Raw genomic sequence first — 14,527 nt, 5'->3', positions numbered from 1 at the left:
CTCACCGGCGCGCCGCTCCGGCCCCACGCGGGGCCGGAGACCAGGGTAACGACTACTCGGTCGGCTTCTTGCGCGACCGCGGGGCCGGCTTCGGCTTCTCGGACCGCTCGCCGAACTCGGGCTCGTCGGTGATGTCGATGTCGGGGTCGGTGATCGCCCCGGTCGCTTCGAGGATCTCGGCGTCTTCGGTCGCGTCGTCTTCCGCGGGCACGATCTCGTCGACGACCTTGGCGATGGTCTGGCTGTGCACGCGGAGCTTCGTGCCCGGCGTGGTCTCGATGATCGCTTCGTTCTTCTCTTCGTCGACGGAGAGGAGGGTTCCGTAGATGCCCTGACTGGTCATCACTTCGGCACCGGGAACGATCTTCGCGCGCATCGTCTCGGCGTCACGGCGGCGGCGCCGCGAGCTGATGAACATGAACACGATGAGCACGGCCGCGATGGCGATGAGGGCGAGGGACAGCGGGTCTTCGAACACGAGAAGCCTTCCGGGGATTGAGGGGTATCGCGCGCAGCCTACGTACTGTGGCTCGGCGAACCCCCTGAATCATATGTCATCGTCGAACAGCCCCCCTCGGTCGGGTCGACGCACCCCCAGGTGGTCCCAGGCGCGGCGGGTCGCGACCCGGCCCCGCGGCGTGCGACTGAGCATCCCGACGCGCACCAGGAACGGCTCGACGACGGATTCGATCGTGTCCGCCTCTTCGCCCACGCTCACCGCGAGGGTGCTCAGGCCGACCGGGCCTCCTTCGAACCGCGACACGATCGCCTCGAGCACGGCCCGGTCGAGGCGATCGAGGCCGATCGGGTCGACGTCGTAGAGCTCGAGCGCGCCGTGCACCGCGGCGAGACCCGCTCCCCCGCCCCGCACGAGCGCGAAGTCGCGCACCCGGCGCAGCAGCCGGTTCGCGATGCGCGGGGTGCCCCGGCTGCGGCTCGCGATCTCACGCCGCGCGTCGTGCGGGATGTCGAGGTCGAGCAGCCGCGCCGCGCGAGAGAGCACCTCCTCGAGTTCGTACGTCTCGTAGAACTCCAGGTTCGCGGTGAAGCCGAAGCGGTCGCGCAGCGGGTTCGGCAGCAGACCCGAGCGGGTGGTCGCGCCGACGAGGGTGAAGGGCGCGAGATCGAGCGGGATGCTCGTGGCACCCGCGCCTTTGCCGACCATGATGTCGATGCGGAAGTCTTCCATCGCGAGGTAGAGCATCTCTTCGGCGTTGCGCGCCATGCGATGGATCTCGTCGATGAACAGCACTTCGCCGGGCACGAGGCTCGACAGCAGCGCCGCGAGATCGCCGGCGTGCTGAATGGCGGGGCCGCTCGACATGCGCAGCGGCCGCCCCGACTCGTGGGCGACGATCATCGCGAGCGTCGTCTTGCCGAGTCCGGGCGGGCCGGCCAAGAGGATGTGGTCGGGCGTGCGATTCTGCATCGCCGCCGCGTCGAGCAGCAGCTGCAACTGACCGCGCACCTTGGCCTGGCCGACGAACTCGGCGAGGCTGCGCGGACGCAGCGCGCCCTCGAAGGCGAGCTCGGCATCCGACTCGGGTGCCGGTCGCACCAGGCCGGTGTCGTCGGTCATGAGCGCACCTGCTGGGGTCCGAGCCGGGCGAGGGCGAGGCGCAGCAGTGCGGGCACCGGCAGCGCCCCGTCTTCCGTCGCGGCCTCGATCACCTCGTCGACGGCTTGCACGGCGACGCGCTCGTTCCAGCCGAGTCCGACGAGTGCGGCGACGACGTTCTGAGCGGTGGAGGATGCCGGCGCGGCGACCGGTGCGACGCCCACCGGAGCGAGGATCTTGCCGGCGAGCGACACGACGATGAGCTTCGCGGTCTTCGGCCCGATGCCCGACACCTTGCGGAACGGGCCGTCGTCTTCGGCGGCGACCGCCGTCGCGATCTGGTCGGGCGTCAGCGTGGCGAGCACCCCGAGGGCCGACTTCGGTCCGACGCCGGAGACGCTGCGCAGCAGGTCGAACATCTCGAGTTCGGCGCCCGTCGCGAAGCCGAACAGGCTCATGTCGTCTTCCCGCACAATGAGCACGGTGTGGAGCCGCACCTCGTTGCCGACCCGCAGGCTGAGCGCGTGCTGCGGGGTGATCTGCACGGCGTACCCGAGCCCGCCGACGTCCACATGCACGTGCGACCCCGAGACGTTCAGCACCGTGCCACGCACCGACGAGATCACGACGCCACCCTACGTTTGCCCGCCGACTTCTCGGCCTCGCGCCACGCCCGCTGCGCCGGCGTCTCGCTTCCGTTCGCCTCGAGACCAGCCCCCACGCTCCCCCGCCACCCGTGGCAGATCGCCAGCGCCAACGCATCCGCGGCATCCGCCGGTTTCGGGATCTCGTCGAGCCCGAGGATGCGCATGACCATCGTGCCGACCTGAAGCTTCGCGGCCGAGCCGTACCCGGTGATCGCGGCTTTCACCTCGCTCGGCGTGTGCAGCCCCACCGGCAACCCGTGCTCGGCCGCCATCGCGAGCGCGATGCCGCTGGCCTGCGCGGTGCCCATGACGGTGCGCAGGTTGTGCTGGGCGAACACCCGCTCGACGGCGACGGCGCCCGGGGTGAACTCGGTGATGAGTGCCGAGATGCCGCGCGACACCGCGAGCAGGCGCTGCTCGAGCGGGTCGGAGGGCGGCGTGCGGATGACGCCGGCGTGGATGAAGCGCACGCGGCGACCGGCGCCGAGTTCGACGACGCCCACTCCGCACCGGGTCAGACCCGGGTCGATCCCCAGGATGCGCACCTGGTCAGACTACCGAGCGATTCGAACAGATGTACGAACGGCGCCCGGCGTGTCTCCTCGCCGTATCTACTCGTCTGTATCGAGTTCGGCCTGAACGGCGTCGGGGATCTCGAAGTTGCTGAACACGTTCTGTACGTCGTCGCTGTCTTCCAGCGCGTCGATCAGCCGGAACACCTTGCGCGCGGTCTCGGCGTCGACCTCGATGTGCAGGTTCGGCACGAACTCGGCTTCGGCGGAGTCGTAGTCGATCCCCGCCTCCTGCAGCGCCGACCGGGTCTGCACGAGGTCGGACGGGTCGGTCACGACCTCGAAGCCGCCGCCCTGGTCTTTGACCTCTTCGGCTCCGGCATCCAGCACGGCTTCGAGGATCGTGTCTTCGTCGACCCCGTCGGTCTTGGTGATCGAGATGACGCCCTTGCGGCTGAAGTTGTAGGCGACGCTGCCCGGGTCGGCCAGGGTGCCGCCGTTGCGGTTCAGGGCCGTGCGCACCTCGGCGGCGGCGCGGTTCTTGTTGTCGGTGAGGCACTCGACCAGGAACGCGACGCCGTTCGGACCGTAGGCCTCGTAGATGATCGACTCGTAGTTGACGGCCTCGCCACCGATGCCGGCACCCCGCTTGATGGCCCGGTCGATGTTGTCGTTGGGGACCGACGTCTTCTTGGCCTTCTGCACGGCGTCGAAGAGGGTCGGGTTGCCCGCCAGGTCGGCGCCGCCGATCTTCGCGGCGACTTCGATGTTCTTGATGAGCTTCGCGAACGACTTGGCGCGACGGCTGTCGATGATCGCCTTCTTGTGCTTCGTGGTCGCCCACTTGGAATGCCCGCTCACGGTGCTCCTTCTTGCTTCGAAACCCGTGCAATCTTAGCTGGCGTGCCGACGAGGCCCCGCTCTAGGCTCACGAGGTGCCTGCCCGATGGTTCCGCATCTCGTTCGCCGAGAACGCGTTCCGGCGTCACCTCACCGAGATCGGCGAGTCGCTCGACTCGCTGCGAATCGGCACGGCGCTGCGCGCGATGACCGGGTTCTACACCGAGTCCCGCGCCCAGCACGCCCGCATCCTCGACGACGGCGACGGGCTGCTCTGGCAGTGGGGTCCGGATGCCGACGCGACGCGGTTCACCGCGGGCGTCACCCGTCAGCTCATCCGCGAGGGCGACGACCAGCCGATCGTGCAGGTGACGCTCTGCCTGAGCTACCGGTGGACGCCCGCCCGGCGCGCGCTCGGTCGCGGTCACGCCTGGTGTTTCTCACCGACCGCGGTCGACGACTTCGAGCGCGGCATCCGCCGCTCCCCCGAGTTCCGCGCCGTCTCGACGGCCGCTCCGGTCGACGTCACCCTCCGCACCGACACCCTCTAGCTCTCGCGCAGCTTCACTCCCGACGAGCGCAGTTCGAGTTGCGCGAGGCGACGCACCACCTCCGGTTCGCCACGGCGCCACGCGCCGAGGGCGTCGGCGTCGATCTTCGTGATCGCCGAGAGCTTCTGGGTGGTCAGCGCCCGCAGGGCGAGCAGGTCGAGTCCCGCGTCGGCCGTCACGACCGCCTTGGCGCGGCCGGCCCGGCGGATGAAGAGGATGCGCGGCACCAGCCAGACGATGAGAATCATCAGCACCGGAAGCAGCGCCGTTCCGATCCCGAGCGTCGTCGCGAGCTGCAGCACCGCATCCTGTTGGGCCTGTCCCGCGGCTTCGAGGGTGCTGCCCGCGGCGCTGGCGCCGTCGAACGGCAACCGGATGCCGGGGCCGATGAGCGGGATGCCACCGAGGGTCTCGCCGACCTCGGTCATCGTCTCCTCGAACCCGGCCCCGGCATCCTCCATCTGCACGCCGAAGACGGCGAGATTGTTGATCAGGGTGAACACGGTGTACCCGAACCACACCCAGAGGGCGATCGCACACAGCGCGAGCACGTCGGCGATGATCTGGCGGGTGCGGCGGCCGGCGAAATCGGAGTAGATCTTCATCGTCCGATCATGCCGCGCCGGGATACCGCGCGGAGAGTCGGTTACTCCAGGTCGAGTTGGTCGATCAGCCAGGCGCCGTCGGACTGCACCAGGTGGTACACGTACAGGTCGGTGCCATCCTCGCCGTCGAGCACGTAGGTCTCGGTCGTGCTCACCGTGGCGGTGTCGCCGGTCACCGAGGTGCCCGTCACCGTGACCTTGTAGTCGGAGTAGGTGTCGACGAAGTTCTGCGCCGTCGCTTCGAACTCTTCGCAGGTCGGCATGAACGACTCTTGGTAGGCCTCGGTCGTGATGCTCAGGTACAGCTCGCAGTCGACCTCGTCGAAGGCGCGGTCATAGGCCCCGACGACCTCCTGCGGGCCCTTGGTGGCACCGAGGATGACGTTGAACACGACCACGATGGCGACGACGATGAGCACGACGAGCCCGAGGCCGACGCCACCCAGGATCCACGGCAGTTTCGAGCGGCGCGCCGGCGGCACGGGTGCGGCAGGGATGACCGGTTCGGAACCGGCGTCCGGCGGAAGGGTGCTCATCGCCCGATGCTATCGAGGAAGCGCTCGTGGAAGCGATAGTCGGCGGTGACCTCGGGGTGGAACGCCGTACCGAGCAGCACACCCTGTTCGACGGCGACCACCCGTCCGTCGTCGAGCTCGGCGAGAGAGCGCGCGGCAGGCCCGACCTGCTCGATGACGGGCGCCCGGATGAAGACCGCGTGCACCGGCCGCTCGCCGAGTTCCGGAATGTCGAGATCGGTCTCGAACGAGTCGTTCTGGTTGCCGAACGCGTTGCGCCGTACAACGACGTCGAGTCCGCCGAAGTTCTGCTGCCCGGTGATCGCGTCACGCACGGTGTCGGCGAGCATGATGAGACCCGCACAGGTGCCGTAAACCGGCATGCCGTCGGCGATGCGCTGCTTGATCGGCTCGGCGAGGCCGAAGGCGCGGGAGAGCTTGTCCATCACGGTCGACTCGCCGCCCGGGATCACCAGCCCGGCCACATCGTCCAGTTCGGCCGCGCGGCGCACCGGCACGGCATCCGCCCCCCGCTCGCGCAGCACGAGCAGGTGCTCGCGGAAGTCGCCCTGGAGGGCGAGCACGCCGACCTTGGGTCTCGACACGCGCCCGGAGGGCGCTACTCGACCGCCGATCTCACCAGCCACGGTCGGCGAGCCGGTGCGGCGCCGGGATGTCGGCGACGTTGATGCCGACCATCGCCTCACCGAGACCCCGCGACGCGGCCGCGATCTCGGCCGGGTCGTCGAAGAACGTCGTCGCCTTGACGATGGCTGCGGCTCGGGCGGCGGGGTTGCCCGCCTTGAAGATGCCCGACCCGACGAACACGCCGTCGGCACCGAGCTGCATCATGAGGGCCGCGTCGGCCGGGGTGGCGACTCCGCCCGCGGTGAACAGCACCACGGGAAGCTTTCCGGTCGCGGCGACCTCGGCGACGAGGTCGTACGGCGCCTGCAGTTCCTTCGCGGCGACGTAGAGCTCGTCTTTGGTCTTCGACTTCAGCGCGTTGATCTCGCCCGTGATCGTACGGATGTGCTTGGTCGCCTCGGAGACGTCGCCGGTTCCCGCCTCACCCTTCGAGCGGATCATCGCCGCACCCTCGGTGATGCGACGCAGCGCCTCGCCGAGGTTGGTGGCGCCGCAGACGAACGGCACGGTGAACTTCCACTTGTCGATGTGGTTGACGTAGTCGGCGGGCGACAGCACCTCCGACTCGTCGATGTAGTCGACCCCGAGCTGCTGCAGCACCTGGGCTTCAACGAAGTGCCCGATGCGGGCCTTCGCCATCACGGGGATCGACACGGCCGCGATGATGCCGTCGATGAGGTCGGGGTCGCTCATGCGGGCGACGCCGCCTTGGGCGCGGATGTCGGCGGGCACGCGCTCGAGCGCCATGACCGCGACGGCTCCGGCGTCTTCGGCGATCTTCGCCTGGTCGGCCGTGACGACATCCATGATGACGCCGCCCTTGAGCATCTCGGCGAGTCCGCGCTTGACGCCCTTCGTGCCCAGTTCCTGGGAGGCGGAGCCGGTGGGGGTTTGCGTCGTGGTCATAACTATCGATTCTACGTTCGTTCAGAGTGAGCGGTGGCGGCCACCCGGGATGCGGTGGCTACTGAGGCCAGGCGGCGGCGATCTCGTCGCGCACCTCGCCGAGAAGCCTCGGGATCGCCTTCGTGCGGGCGACGATCGGAAAGAAGTTGGAGTCGGTCGCCCAGCGCGGAACCACGTGCTGGTGCAGGTGCGCGGCGATGCCGGCGCCCGCGATCGCCCCCTGGTTCATGCCGAGGTTGAAGCCATCAGCACGCGCGGTCTGGGTCAGCACCCGCATCGCCGTCTGCGTGAGCGCTCCGATCTCGGCGACCTCCTCCGGCGTCGCGTTGTCGTAGGTCGCGATGTGGCGGTACGGCACGACGAGCAGGTGGCCGCTGTTGTAGGGGAAAAGATTGAGGATGACGTACGCCAGCTCGCCGCGATGCGCGATGAGCGCCTGCTCGTCGGTCAGGGTCGGCGCAGTGCAGAACACGCAGTCGTCCCCGGGCGACATGCCGCCCTGCTCGATGTAGGCGATCCGATGCGGGGTCCACAGCCGCTGAAAGCCGTCGGGGATGCCGACGACCCCCGCCGACGACTCAGCCTCGGGGTATTCGGTGCCGTCGTAGTCAGTGGGCACAGCATCCGTAGGCGCGGCCACGTCAGACCTGCGCGTGGGTGTCGATGGCCTCGCGGATGCGCGTCACGGCATCCTCGATCGGCACACCGTTGTCTTGCGTGCCGTCGCGGAACCGGAAGCTCACGGTGCCCGCGTCGCGGTCCTTCTCCCCCGCGATCAACTGGAACGGCACCTTCATGAGCGTGTGCGAGCGGATCTTCTTCTGCATGCGCTCGTCGCTGACATCCAGTTCGGCGCGCACGCCTTCGCTCTTCAGCCGGTCGACGATTGCCCCGAGGTAGTCGGCGAACTCCTCGGCGACCGGGATGCCGACGACCTGCACGGGCGACAGCCACACCGGGAACGCGCCCGCGTAGTGCTCGAGCAGGATCGCGAAGAACCGCTCGATCGACCCGAACAGCGCGCGGTGGATCATGATCGGCCGCTTCTTCTCGCCGTCGCGGTCGGTGAACTCGAGCTCGAACCGTTCCGGCAGGTTGACGTCGACCTGCACGGTCGAGAGCTGCCAGACGCGACCGATCGCATCGCGGGTCTTGAGGTCGATCTTCGGGCCGTAGAACGCGGCCTCGCCGGGCACCTCGGTGTACTTCAGGCCCGACGCCTTCGCGACGTGGCGGAGGGCGTTGGTCGAGTACTCCCAGAACTCGTCCGAGCCGATCCACTTGTCCTTCTCGTCGTCGCGCATCGACAGTTCGAGCTCGAAGTCGTCGAGCCCGAAGTCGCGCAGCATCGAGATGACGAACTCGAGCACCTTCGCGGTCTCGCCCTCGAGCTGCTCGGGCGTGACGAAGAGGTGCGAGTCGTCTTGGGTGAAGCCGCGCACGCGGGTCAGCCCGTGCAGCGCTCCCGAGAGCTCGTTGCGGTAGACCGTGCCGTTCTCGGCGAGCCGCATCGGCAGGTCGCGGTAACTGCGCCCGCGCTCCTTGTAGATGAGGATGTGCATCGGGCAGTTCATCGGCTTGAGGTAGTAGTCGACCCCCTGCTTCGTGACATTGCCGTCGGCATCCCGCTCCTCGTCCATGACGATCGGCGGGAACATCCCCTCCTTGTAGGTCACGAGGTGGTTGGAGGTGACGAAGAGGTCTTTCTTGGTGATGTGCGGCGTGTAGACGTAGGTGTAGCCGGCCGCGATGTGGCGTTTGCGGGCGTGCTGCTCCATCTCCATGCGCACGACGCCGCCGCGCGGGTGCCACACCGAGAGACCGGAGCCGATCTCTTCGGGGAACGAGAACAGGTCGAGCTCTTTGCCGAGCTTGCGGTGGTCGCGCTTCGCCGCCTCCTCGAGGCGTTCGAGGTAGGCCTTGAGCGCGGCCTTGTCGGGCCACGCGGTGCCGTAGAGCCGCTGCAGCTGCGGGTTCTTCTCGGAGCCGCGCCAGTAGGCGGCCGCGATGCGGGTGAGCTTGTGGGCACCGAGGGCGCCGGTGTTGGGCACGTGCGGACCGCGGCAGAGGTCTTTCCAGACCGTGGCGCCGTCGCGGTCGACGTTGTCGTAGATCGTCAGCTCAGGCCCGCCGACCTCCACGGACTCTGCGTCGTCGCCCCCGCCCTTCAACCCGATGAGTTCGAGCTTGTACGGCTCTCCCGCGAGTTCGGCGCGGGCCTCATCGTCGGTCACGACCCGGCGCACGAAGCGCTGACCGGAGCGGATGATGCGGTCCATCTCCTTCTCGATCGCGGGGAGATCTTCGGGGGTGAACGGGCTCTCGACATCGAAGTCGTAGTAGAAGCCGTCGGTGACGGGCGGACCGATGCCGAGCTTCGCGTCGGGGTTGATCTTCTGCACCGCCTGCGCGAGCACGTGCGCCGTCGAGTGCCGCAGAATCGCCAACCCGTCGGGTGAGTCGATCTCGACGGGCTCCACGGCATCCGTCTCGAGAACGAGCGTCGCCTTGTCGGCCAGCTCGCCGTTCACCCGGAGGGCGATCACGGCGCGGTCGGGAAACAGGTCGAACCCGGTCTTCGCACTCACCTGCTCAACGATAGCGGCGCGCCACGCGACGACAGGCCGCTGCTAGCCTCGCCTCGACCGGCGCGACATCACCGCGTCGACGCAAGAACGAAGGAGTTCGAGCATGGAGTGGATCATCGGAATCATCGGCGGCGCGCTGGGCGGCGTCGGTTCGGGCGCTGCGGTCAAGAAGAACACCCTGGGGCCGGTCATCAACGGCATCCTGGGCGCCATCGGTGGCGCGGGAGGCAGCGCGATCGTGCAGGCTCTGCTCGCCGGCGGCGCGGGCCTCGACCTCGGTGCGATCGCCGGCAATCTCGTCGGCGGTGGCGTCGCGGGCGCGGTCGTGGCGACCGTCGTCGGACTGATCGTCAACGCGGTCAAGAAGAAGTAGCGCGCCGGGGCGCCGAATCGCTCAGTACTCGAAGACGAGGCGCGCGAGCACCTTGCCGGAGAGCACCTCGTCGACGGCCTCGTTGACCTGGTCGAGACGGCGCCCCTCCGCGATGATCCGGGTGCGACCGGCCGCGTGGAGGGCGAAGACCTCGGCGAGATCCTGACGGGTCCCGACGATCGACCCGATGATCGAGAGCCCCTTGAGCACGGTTTCGAAGATCGAGATCTTCATCTCCTGCTCGGCGGGCAGGGCGACGCAGATCAGGCGGCCGCCGCGGTTGAGCGACGCGAACGCCTGCTCGAAGACCTTCGGCGACGCGGCGAGCACGAGGGCCACATCCGCTCCCCCGATCTTCTGGACCGCGTCGATCGGGTCGACCTTCGCGGCGTTCACCAGGTGGTCGGCGCCGAGTTCGCGCGCGAGTTCCAGCTTGGGATCCTCGACGTCGACGGCGATCACGGAGCCGCCGAGGATGCGGGCGTACTGCACCGCGAGGTGGCCCAGGCCGCCGATGCCGTAGATCGCGACGCGTTCGGTCGGCACGATGTTCGCCACCTTGAGCGCCTTGTAGGTGGTGACGCCCGCGCAGGTGAGCGGCGCGGCGTCGAGCGCGCTCACGCCGTCGGGCACCGGCACCACGAAACGCGCACTCGCGACCGCATACTCGGCGAACCCGCCGTCGACGGAGTACCCGCTGTTGTGCTGCGCCTCGCAGAGCGTCTCGCGGCCGTCGATGCAGTAGCGGCACTCACCGCACGCGTAGCCGAGCCACGGAATCGCGACGCGTTGGCCGACCGCCCGCGACGTGACGCCGTCTCCGAGCTTCTCGATGAGGCCGACGCCCTCATGGCCGGGCACGATCGGCAGCGCGGGCTTGACGGGCCAGTCGCCGTGGGCGGCGTGGATGTCGGTGTGGCACAGTCCGCAGGTCTCGAGGTGAATGAGCACCTCACCCGGGCCGGGTTCGGGGATGTCGCGCTCCTGGATCTCGAGCGGCGCGGTGAACGACGTGACGACGGCAGCTTTCATGCCGAGAGAGTCTCATCGACGTCGACCCCCGGCCCAGGGCCGAAGGTCCCGGCGTCACGGAGCCGGAGTCGGAGTGGGTTCGGGGGTCGGCACCGTCGTCGGCGTGGGCTCGGGCACGGGATCCGCGGGCGGCGGAGGGGGTGCGGGGTCGGTCGCGACATCCGTTTCCGGGGGTGCCGACGGCGTGGGCGATACCGAGGGAGTCGAGGAATCGAGCGGCACGGGCTCGCCCTTCGGCAGGGTGCTGAGCACGACGACGGCGATCAGGGCGGCCGCGGCCGCGGTGAGCCCGACGATGAGAACCCGCTTGCTCGCGTCACGGCGCGGGGCAACGGTGGCGGGTGCGACGGTCGCCGCTTCGACGGTGGCGGGCTCGGCGATGGGAACGTGCGGCGCGATGAGCGGTTCCGTCGCAGCGGCGTCGGCCCGGGGTTCTTCACCGGCAGCGGCGGGCAACGGCTGGGTGGGGTCGTCGTCTCGGGTCATGTCTTCACGGTGCAAGCTCGGCCGACGACGGGGCAACACCTTGCTTTCGGCCCGACTACGGGCTAACCGCTGCGGGACGAAGGTCTCTCGCGTCGACCGTGCGCCACGGGAATACTCGAACGCATGACCGTGCTCGCCGACACCCGCCGCGTCCCACGGGCGGGGGTCGGGAAGCTGGCGCGGCGCTATCCGCTCGTCGTGCTCGTGCTCGCTGCCGGACTCGCCGCCGACATCCTCACCCTCATCGGCCAAGGCACCGCGGCCGGGTGGACGGCGACGGCCGTCGCCGCGACGGTGGCGCTCCTGCAGCTGGTGCGGATGGTGCGCGACGCCCGTGCCGGTCGGTGGGGACTCGACATCCTCGCCGTTCTCGCGATCAGCAGCACGGCGGTGCTCGGCGACTACTGGGCGTCGCTGATCGTCGCCCTCATGATGGCCGGCGGCGAGGCACTGGAGGACTACGCATCGCATCGTGCCCGCGGTCAGCTGACCGCCCTGCTGTCACGGGTGCCTCGCTTCGCGCGGCGGATCGGTGCCGACGGTGAGCCGCACGAGGTCGACGTGGCCGCGCTCGCCCCGGGCGATGTGGTCGCCGTGGCGCCCGGTGACGTGGTGCCCGTCGATGCCGTGCTGCTGGATGCCGAGGCCGAGTTCGACGAGTCATCGTTGACCGGCGAGAGCCTTCCGGTGACGCATCTCGCCGGCTCCGCGGTGCTGAGCGGCTCGGTGAACGGTTCGAGTGTCGTACGGATGCGCGCCACGGCCCGCGCGCAAGACAGCCAGTACCAGCAGATCGTCGCCCTCGTCGAGGGTGCGGCGGCATCCCGGGGTCGGTTCGTGCGCCTCGCCGACCGCTTCTCGCTGCCGTTCACCGGGGTCGCGTTGCTGATCGCCGGGATCGCCTGGGCGGTGAGCGGTGACCCGGTCCGGTTCGCCGAGGTTCTCGTGGTCGCGACGCCGTGTCCGTTGCTCATCGCCGCCCCGGTCGCGTTCGTCGCCGGGATGGGGCGCGCAGCCCGCGAAGGCGTCGTCATCAAGAGCGGCGAGAGCCTCGAACGACTCGCCCACCCGCACACCGTCGCGATGGACAAGACCGGCACCCTCACCCGCGGGCGGCCCGAAGTCGATCGCGTCGAGTCCTTCGGTGCGACCTCGGTCGACGACATCCTCGCGATCGCCGCAGGCGCCGAAGAGAACTCGAACCACGTGCTCGCGACCGCGATCCTCGAAGCGGCGGACGCACGGAAGGTGAGGCCGGCCCATGTCACCGAACTGCAGGAGGAGACGTCACACGGCATGCGCGGCCACTGGAACGGTGCGCACGCGTTCGTCGGCAAGGCGGCTTTCGTGGCCGCCGGCACCGCGCCCTTCGAGCCCGGCGCACTCGCCCCGGGCGAGATGGCCGTCTACGTCGGCGCCGACGACGAACCGATGGGACGCATCGTGCTGCGCGACGAGGTGCGCCCCGACTCCGCGGCGACGATCGCTCGTCTGCGGGACGCGGGTGTGCGCGCGATCGTCATGATGACGGGCGACTCCGACGCGACGGCGCAGCACGTCGCCCGCGCGGTCGGAATCACCGACGTGCGCGCCGGCCTGCTTCCCGCCGACAAGGTCGCCGTGGTCGCGGGACTGCCCGACCGGCCGGTGCTCATGGTCGGCGACGGCGTCAACGACGCCCCCGTGCTCGCCGCGGCGGATGTCGGGGTCGCCATGGGTGCGCGGGGATCGACCGCAGCGAGCGAGTCGGCCGATGTCGTCATCCTCGTCGACGACCTCGACCGCGTCGGCACCGCCGTCACGACCGCCCGCCGCACCGTGCGGATCGCCCGGCAGAGCATCGCGCTCGGGATCGGGCTGAGCGTCGTCTTCATGCTCATCGCCGCCACCGGAGTGCTCCCCGCCATCGGCGGCGCGCTCGTGCAGGAAGGGATCGACGTCGCGACGATCCTCAACGGCCTCCGCGCCGGCCGAGGTGCGCGTGCGGCGCGTCCGCGGACGGTGCCGGTCAGCGGAAGGAGCTGACCCAGACCTCGGTTCCGGTCGGACCCCACTTGAGGTCGAGGCCGAAGGCGGTCATTCGCAGGCCGTTGTGCGCGAAATCGGACTCGGAAGCGCACTCCGCGGTCGCCGCTCCATCCGCCGACTCCACCAGCAGGCACACGTTGACGAACTCGTCCTGGCGCCAGCGCACGGCGTAGACCTCAAGGTCTTCTGGCGACCCGACCCATCGCAGTTCGAGCCGATCATCGGGAGACACCAGAGTCCCCTCAGCGCCCCGGAGTAGGTCCTCGATCGGGCTCACGAGGTTCGCCGGATCATCGACCGAGCGCGCTTCCCGATCAAACACCACGAGCGCCGTAGCCCCATCCGGCTGGTCGCCATCCTCGGCTAACACCGCGAAGGTGACAAGCGTGCCGATGAGCGCTCCGAAGAGCGCCCCCACGGTGCCCCCGGCCAGGAGCTGTCTCCAGTGCCGAGAAGACCGAGCCTTCTCGCTCACCTGCCCTCCCTCAGCCGGCGGCGTCACGCGCTCCCGGGCGGCGAGGCGACGCAGGTCATCCGCGGTCCCGGTTCGCGAGTACGCGCGCCGACGGAGTGAATCGAGTTCCTGATCCTTCACGACACCAACCTATGTCGAGTGCTCGTAGCGAATCGAAGGGCCGGCGAGATTGCGAAACACCCGATCTCTCGGGCAGCCGGGACTACTGAGCAGGAAGCCCGTTCGTCTCACGGAAGTCGTCCAAGCCTCGGTAACTATCTGCGAGTTGACGGAACGCCACGTTCGCGTCGGCGTACGCGAACACCGTGCGCCGGTAGGCACGTCGCAACGGCAGCGAGAGCTCGCGGAGCAGAGGCACTTCGAGCAAGGGCGACAGATCCGGCTCAAGGAGACGCACCCCAATGAGCTCAAGCTTCTCCAGCGATCGAAGCGACCGCACCCAGCCGAGCTCCCGGATCGCGACCGTTTTGTCGTTACCCAAGTCGGCGTTTCCGTATCGGATGTGACGAACCGCGCTGAGAGTCTCGAGGGGGCTGAGATCGAGAATCGCGAATGGCCCGTCGATCATCAAGGTTTCGATCTCCGTCAGACCCCGCAGCGGTTCGAGGCTGCTGAGCGACCGAGCGTCTTCAACGACGAGGGCGGCACCTCGATAGCCGCGGACGCTTTCCTCAAACTCCACCTGCGAGACACGCCCTGTGATCCGCAGCTCGTCGTTGGCCGTCTCTCCCGAGCTCATTCGGCAAGCCAATCGCTCAACACG

18 protein-coding genes are annotated in these 14,527 nt (G+C 69.0%); 3 read left to right on the top strand and 15 right to left on the bottom strand.

What is annotated here, in order from left to right:
- Positions 1 to 52 precede the first annotated feature (52 nt).
- From IE173_RS03515 to IE173_RS03495, 5 genes are all read right to left on the bottom strand, one after another.
- Positions 53 to 478: a preprotein translocase subunit YajC gene (locus tag IE173_RS03515; protein ID WP_191281954.1), complete on the bottom strand. Its 426-nt coding sequence runs from the start codon at positions 476 to 478 to the stop codon at positions 53 to 55.
- A gap of 69 nt (positions 479 to 547) precedes the next feature.
- Positions 548 to 1,579: a Holliday junction branch migration DNA helicase RuvB gene (gene ruvB, locus IE173_RS03510; RefSeq protein WP_191281953.1), complete on the bottom strand. Its 1,032-nt coding sequence runs from the start codon at positions 1,577 to 1,579 to the stop codon at positions 548 to 550.
- A complete protein-coding gene (gene ruvA / locus IE173_RS03505) occupies positions 1,576 to 2,184 on the bottom strand; it encodes a Holliday junction branch migration protein RuvA (RefSeq protein WP_191281952.1) in 609 nt (202 codons plus the stop codon). The genes ruvB and ruvA overlap by 4 nt, the downstream gene beginning before the upstream one ends.
- On the bottom strand, positions 2,181 to 2,750 hold the full coding sequence (gene ruvC / locus IE173_RS03500) for a crossover junction endodeoxyribonuclease RuvC (protein ID WP_229841855.1): 570 nt from the start codon (positions 2,748 to 2,750) through the stop codon (positions 2,181 to 2,183). The genes ruvA and ruvC overlap by 4 nt, the downstream gene beginning before the upstream one ends.
- Positions 2,751 to 2,816: 66 nt before the next feature.
- Entirely contained in the window at positions 2,817 to 3,578 is a 762-nt protein-coding gene (locus tag IE173_RS03495) for a YebC/PmpR family DNA-binding transcriptional regulator (protein WP_191281951.1), read from the bottom strand.
- Positions 3,579 to 3,652: 74 nt separating this feature from the next.
- Between IE173_RS03495 and IE173_RS03490 the strand changes: the two genes are divergently transcribed.
- Positions 3,653 to 4,108: a hypothetical protein gene (locus IE173_RS03490; RefSeq protein WP_191281950.1), complete on the top strand. Its 456-nt coding sequence runs from the start codon at positions 3,653 to 3,655 to the stop codon at positions 4,106 to 4,108.
- Here IE173_RS03490 and IE173_RS03485 read toward each other — a convergent pair.
- From IE173_RS03485 to thrS, 6 genes are read right to left on the bottom strand one after another with little or no spacing between them, the layout of a single operon-like run.
- Positions 4,105 to 4,713 carry a hypothetical protein gene (locus IE173_RS03485; RefSeq protein WP_191281949.1) on the bottom strand — a complete coding sequence of 203 codons (609 nt, stop codon included), beginning with the start codon at positions 4,711 to 4,713 and terminating at the stop codon, positions 4,105 to 4,107. The genes IE173_RS03490 and IE173_RS03485 overlap by 4 nt on opposite strands.
- Positions 4,714 to 4,754: 41 nt before the next feature.
- Positions 4,755 to 5,249, bottom strand: a complete 495-nt coding sequence (locus IE173_RS03480; protein WP_191281948.1) for a nuclear transport factor 2 family protein — start codon at positions 5,247 to 5,249, stop codon at positions 4,755 to 4,757.
- Positions 5,246 to 5,875 carry a pyridoxal 5'-phosphate synthase glutaminase subunit PdxT gene (gene pdxT, locus IE173_RS03475; RefSeq protein ID WP_373298443.1) on the bottom strand — a complete coding sequence of 210 codons (630 nt, stop codon included), beginning with the start codon at positions 5,873 to 5,875 and terminating at the stop codon, positions 5,246 to 5,248. The genes IE173_RS03480 and pdxT overlap by 4 nt, the downstream gene beginning before the upstream one ends.
- Positions 5,865 to 6,782, bottom strand: a complete 918-nt coding sequence (pdxS, locus tag IE173_RS03470; protein ID WP_191281947.1) for a pyridoxal 5'-phosphate synthase lyase subunit PdxS — start codon at positions 6,780 to 6,782, stop codon at positions 5,865 to 5,867. The genes pdxT and pdxS overlap by 11 nt, the downstream gene beginning before the upstream one ends.
- 58 nt (positions 6,783 to 6,840) lie before the next feature.
- Positions 6,841 to 7,401 carry an HIT family protein gene (locus tag IE173_RS03465; RefSeq protein ID WP_229841853.1) on the bottom strand — a complete coding sequence of 187 codons (561 nt, stop codon included), beginning with the start codon at positions 7,399 to 7,401 and terminating at the stop codon, positions 6,841 to 6,843.
- 22 nt (positions 7,402 to 7,423) lie between these two features.
- Complete coding sequence (gene thrS, locus IE173_RS03460) at positions 7,424 to 9,370, bottom strand: threonine--tRNA ligase (RefSeq protein ID WP_229841852.1); 1,947 nt, start codon at positions 9,368 to 9,370, stop codon at positions 7,424 to 7,426.
- A gap of 103 nt (positions 9,371 to 9,473) precedes the next feature.
- Here thrS and IE173_RS03455 point away from each other — a divergent pair, with 103 nt between their 5' ends.
- A complete protein-coding gene (locus IE173_RS03455) occupies positions 9,474 to 9,743 on the top strand; it encodes a hypothetical protein (protein WP_191281946.1) in 270 nt (89 codons plus the stop codon).
- Between the two features lie 21 nt (positions 9,744 to 9,764).
- On the opposite strand, the gene adhP is transcribed toward IE173_RS03455, so the two are convergent.
- Positions 9,765 to 10,775 (bottom strand): alcohol dehydrogenase AdhP, encoded by a 1,011-nt coding sequence (adhP, locus tag IE173_RS03450; RefSeq protein ID WP_191281945.1) that lies wholly within the window; start codon positions 10,773 to 10,775, stop codon positions 9,765 to 9,767.
- Between the two features lie 54 nt (positions 10,776 to 10,829).
- On the bottom strand, positions 10,830 to 11,261 hold the full coding sequence (locus IE173_RS03445; protein ID WP_191281944.1) for a hypothetical protein: 432 nt from the start codon (positions 11,259 to 11,261) through the stop codon (positions 10,830 to 10,832).
- Positions 11,262 to 11,384: 123 nt separating this feature from the next.
- On the opposite strand from IE173_RS03445, the gene IE173_RS03440 reads away from it, so the two are divergent.
- The gene (locus IE173_RS03440) at positions 11,385 to 13,286 is read left to right on the top strand and encodes a heavy metal translocating P-type ATPase (RefSeq protein WP_191281943.1); all 1,902 of its coding nucleotides are present in this window, start codon (positions 11,385 to 11,387) and stop codon (positions 13,284 to 13,286) included.
- On the opposite strand, the gene IE173_RS03435 is transcribed toward IE173_RS03440, so the two are convergent.
- Positions 13,270 to 13,707: a hypothetical protein gene (locus tag IE173_RS03435; RefSeq protein WP_191281942.1), complete on the bottom strand. Its 438-nt coding sequence runs from the start codon at positions 13,705 to 13,707 to the stop codon at positions 13,270 to 13,272. The genes IE173_RS03440 and IE173_RS03435 overlap by 17 nt on opposite strands.
- Before the next feature lie 259 nt (positions 13,708 to 13,966).
- Positions 13,967 to 14,503 carry a hypothetical protein gene (locus IE173_RS03430; RefSeq protein WP_191281941.1) on the bottom strand — a complete coding sequence of 179 codons (537 nt, stop codon included), beginning with the start codon at positions 14,501 to 14,503 and terminating at the stop codon, positions 13,967 to 13,969.
- Positions 14,504 to 14,527: the final 24 nt, after the last annotated feature.

Source organism: Pseudolysinimonas yzui (genome assembly GCF_014653215.1).
GTDB classification, from domain to species: domain Bacteria; phylum Actinomycetota; class Actinomycetes; order Actinomycetales; family Microbacteriaceae; genus Pseudolysinimonas_A; species Pseudolysinimonas_A yzui.
This window is presented reverse-complemented; position numbering and strand designations above follow the sequence as displayed.

Bases quoted from the DNA above. Each gene is read 5' to 3' on its own strand.
- adhP (WP_191281945.1), bottom strand. From the start codon at position 10,775: ATGAAAGCTGCCGTCGTCACGTCGTTCACCGCGCCGCTCGAGATCCAG.
- pdxS (WP_191281947.1), bottom strand. From the start codon at position 6,782: ATGACCACGACGCAAACCCCCACCGGCTCCGCCTCCCAGGAACTGGGC.
- IE173_RS03485 (WP_191281949.1), bottom strand. From the start codon at position 4,713: ATGAAGATCTACTCCGATTTCGCCGGCCGCCGCACCCGCCAGATCATC.
- IE173_RS03455 (WP_191281946.1), top strand. From the start codon at position 9,474: ATGGAGTGGATCATCGGAATCATCGGCGGCGCGCTGGGCGGCGTCGGT.
- IE173_RS03440 (WP_191281943.1), top strand. From the start codon at position 11,385: ATGACCGTGCTCGCCGACACCCGCCGCGTCCCACGGGCGGGGGTCGGG.
- IE173_RS03445 (WP_191281944.1), bottom strand. From the start codon at position 11,261: ATGACCCGAGACGACGACCCCACCCAGCCGTTGCCCGCCGCTGCCGGT.
- ruvB (WP_191281953.1), bottom strand. From the start codon at position 1,579: ATGACCGACGACACCGGCCTGGTGCGACCGGCACCCGAGTCGGATGCC.
- IE173_RS03480 (WP_191281948.1), bottom strand. From the start codon at position 5,249: ATGAGCACCCTTCCGCCGGACGCCGGTTCCGAACCGGTCATCCCTGCC.
- IE173_RS03430 (WP_191281941.1), bottom strand. From the start codon at position 14,503: ATGAGCTCGGGAGAGACGGCCAACGACGAGCTGCGGATCACAGGGCGT.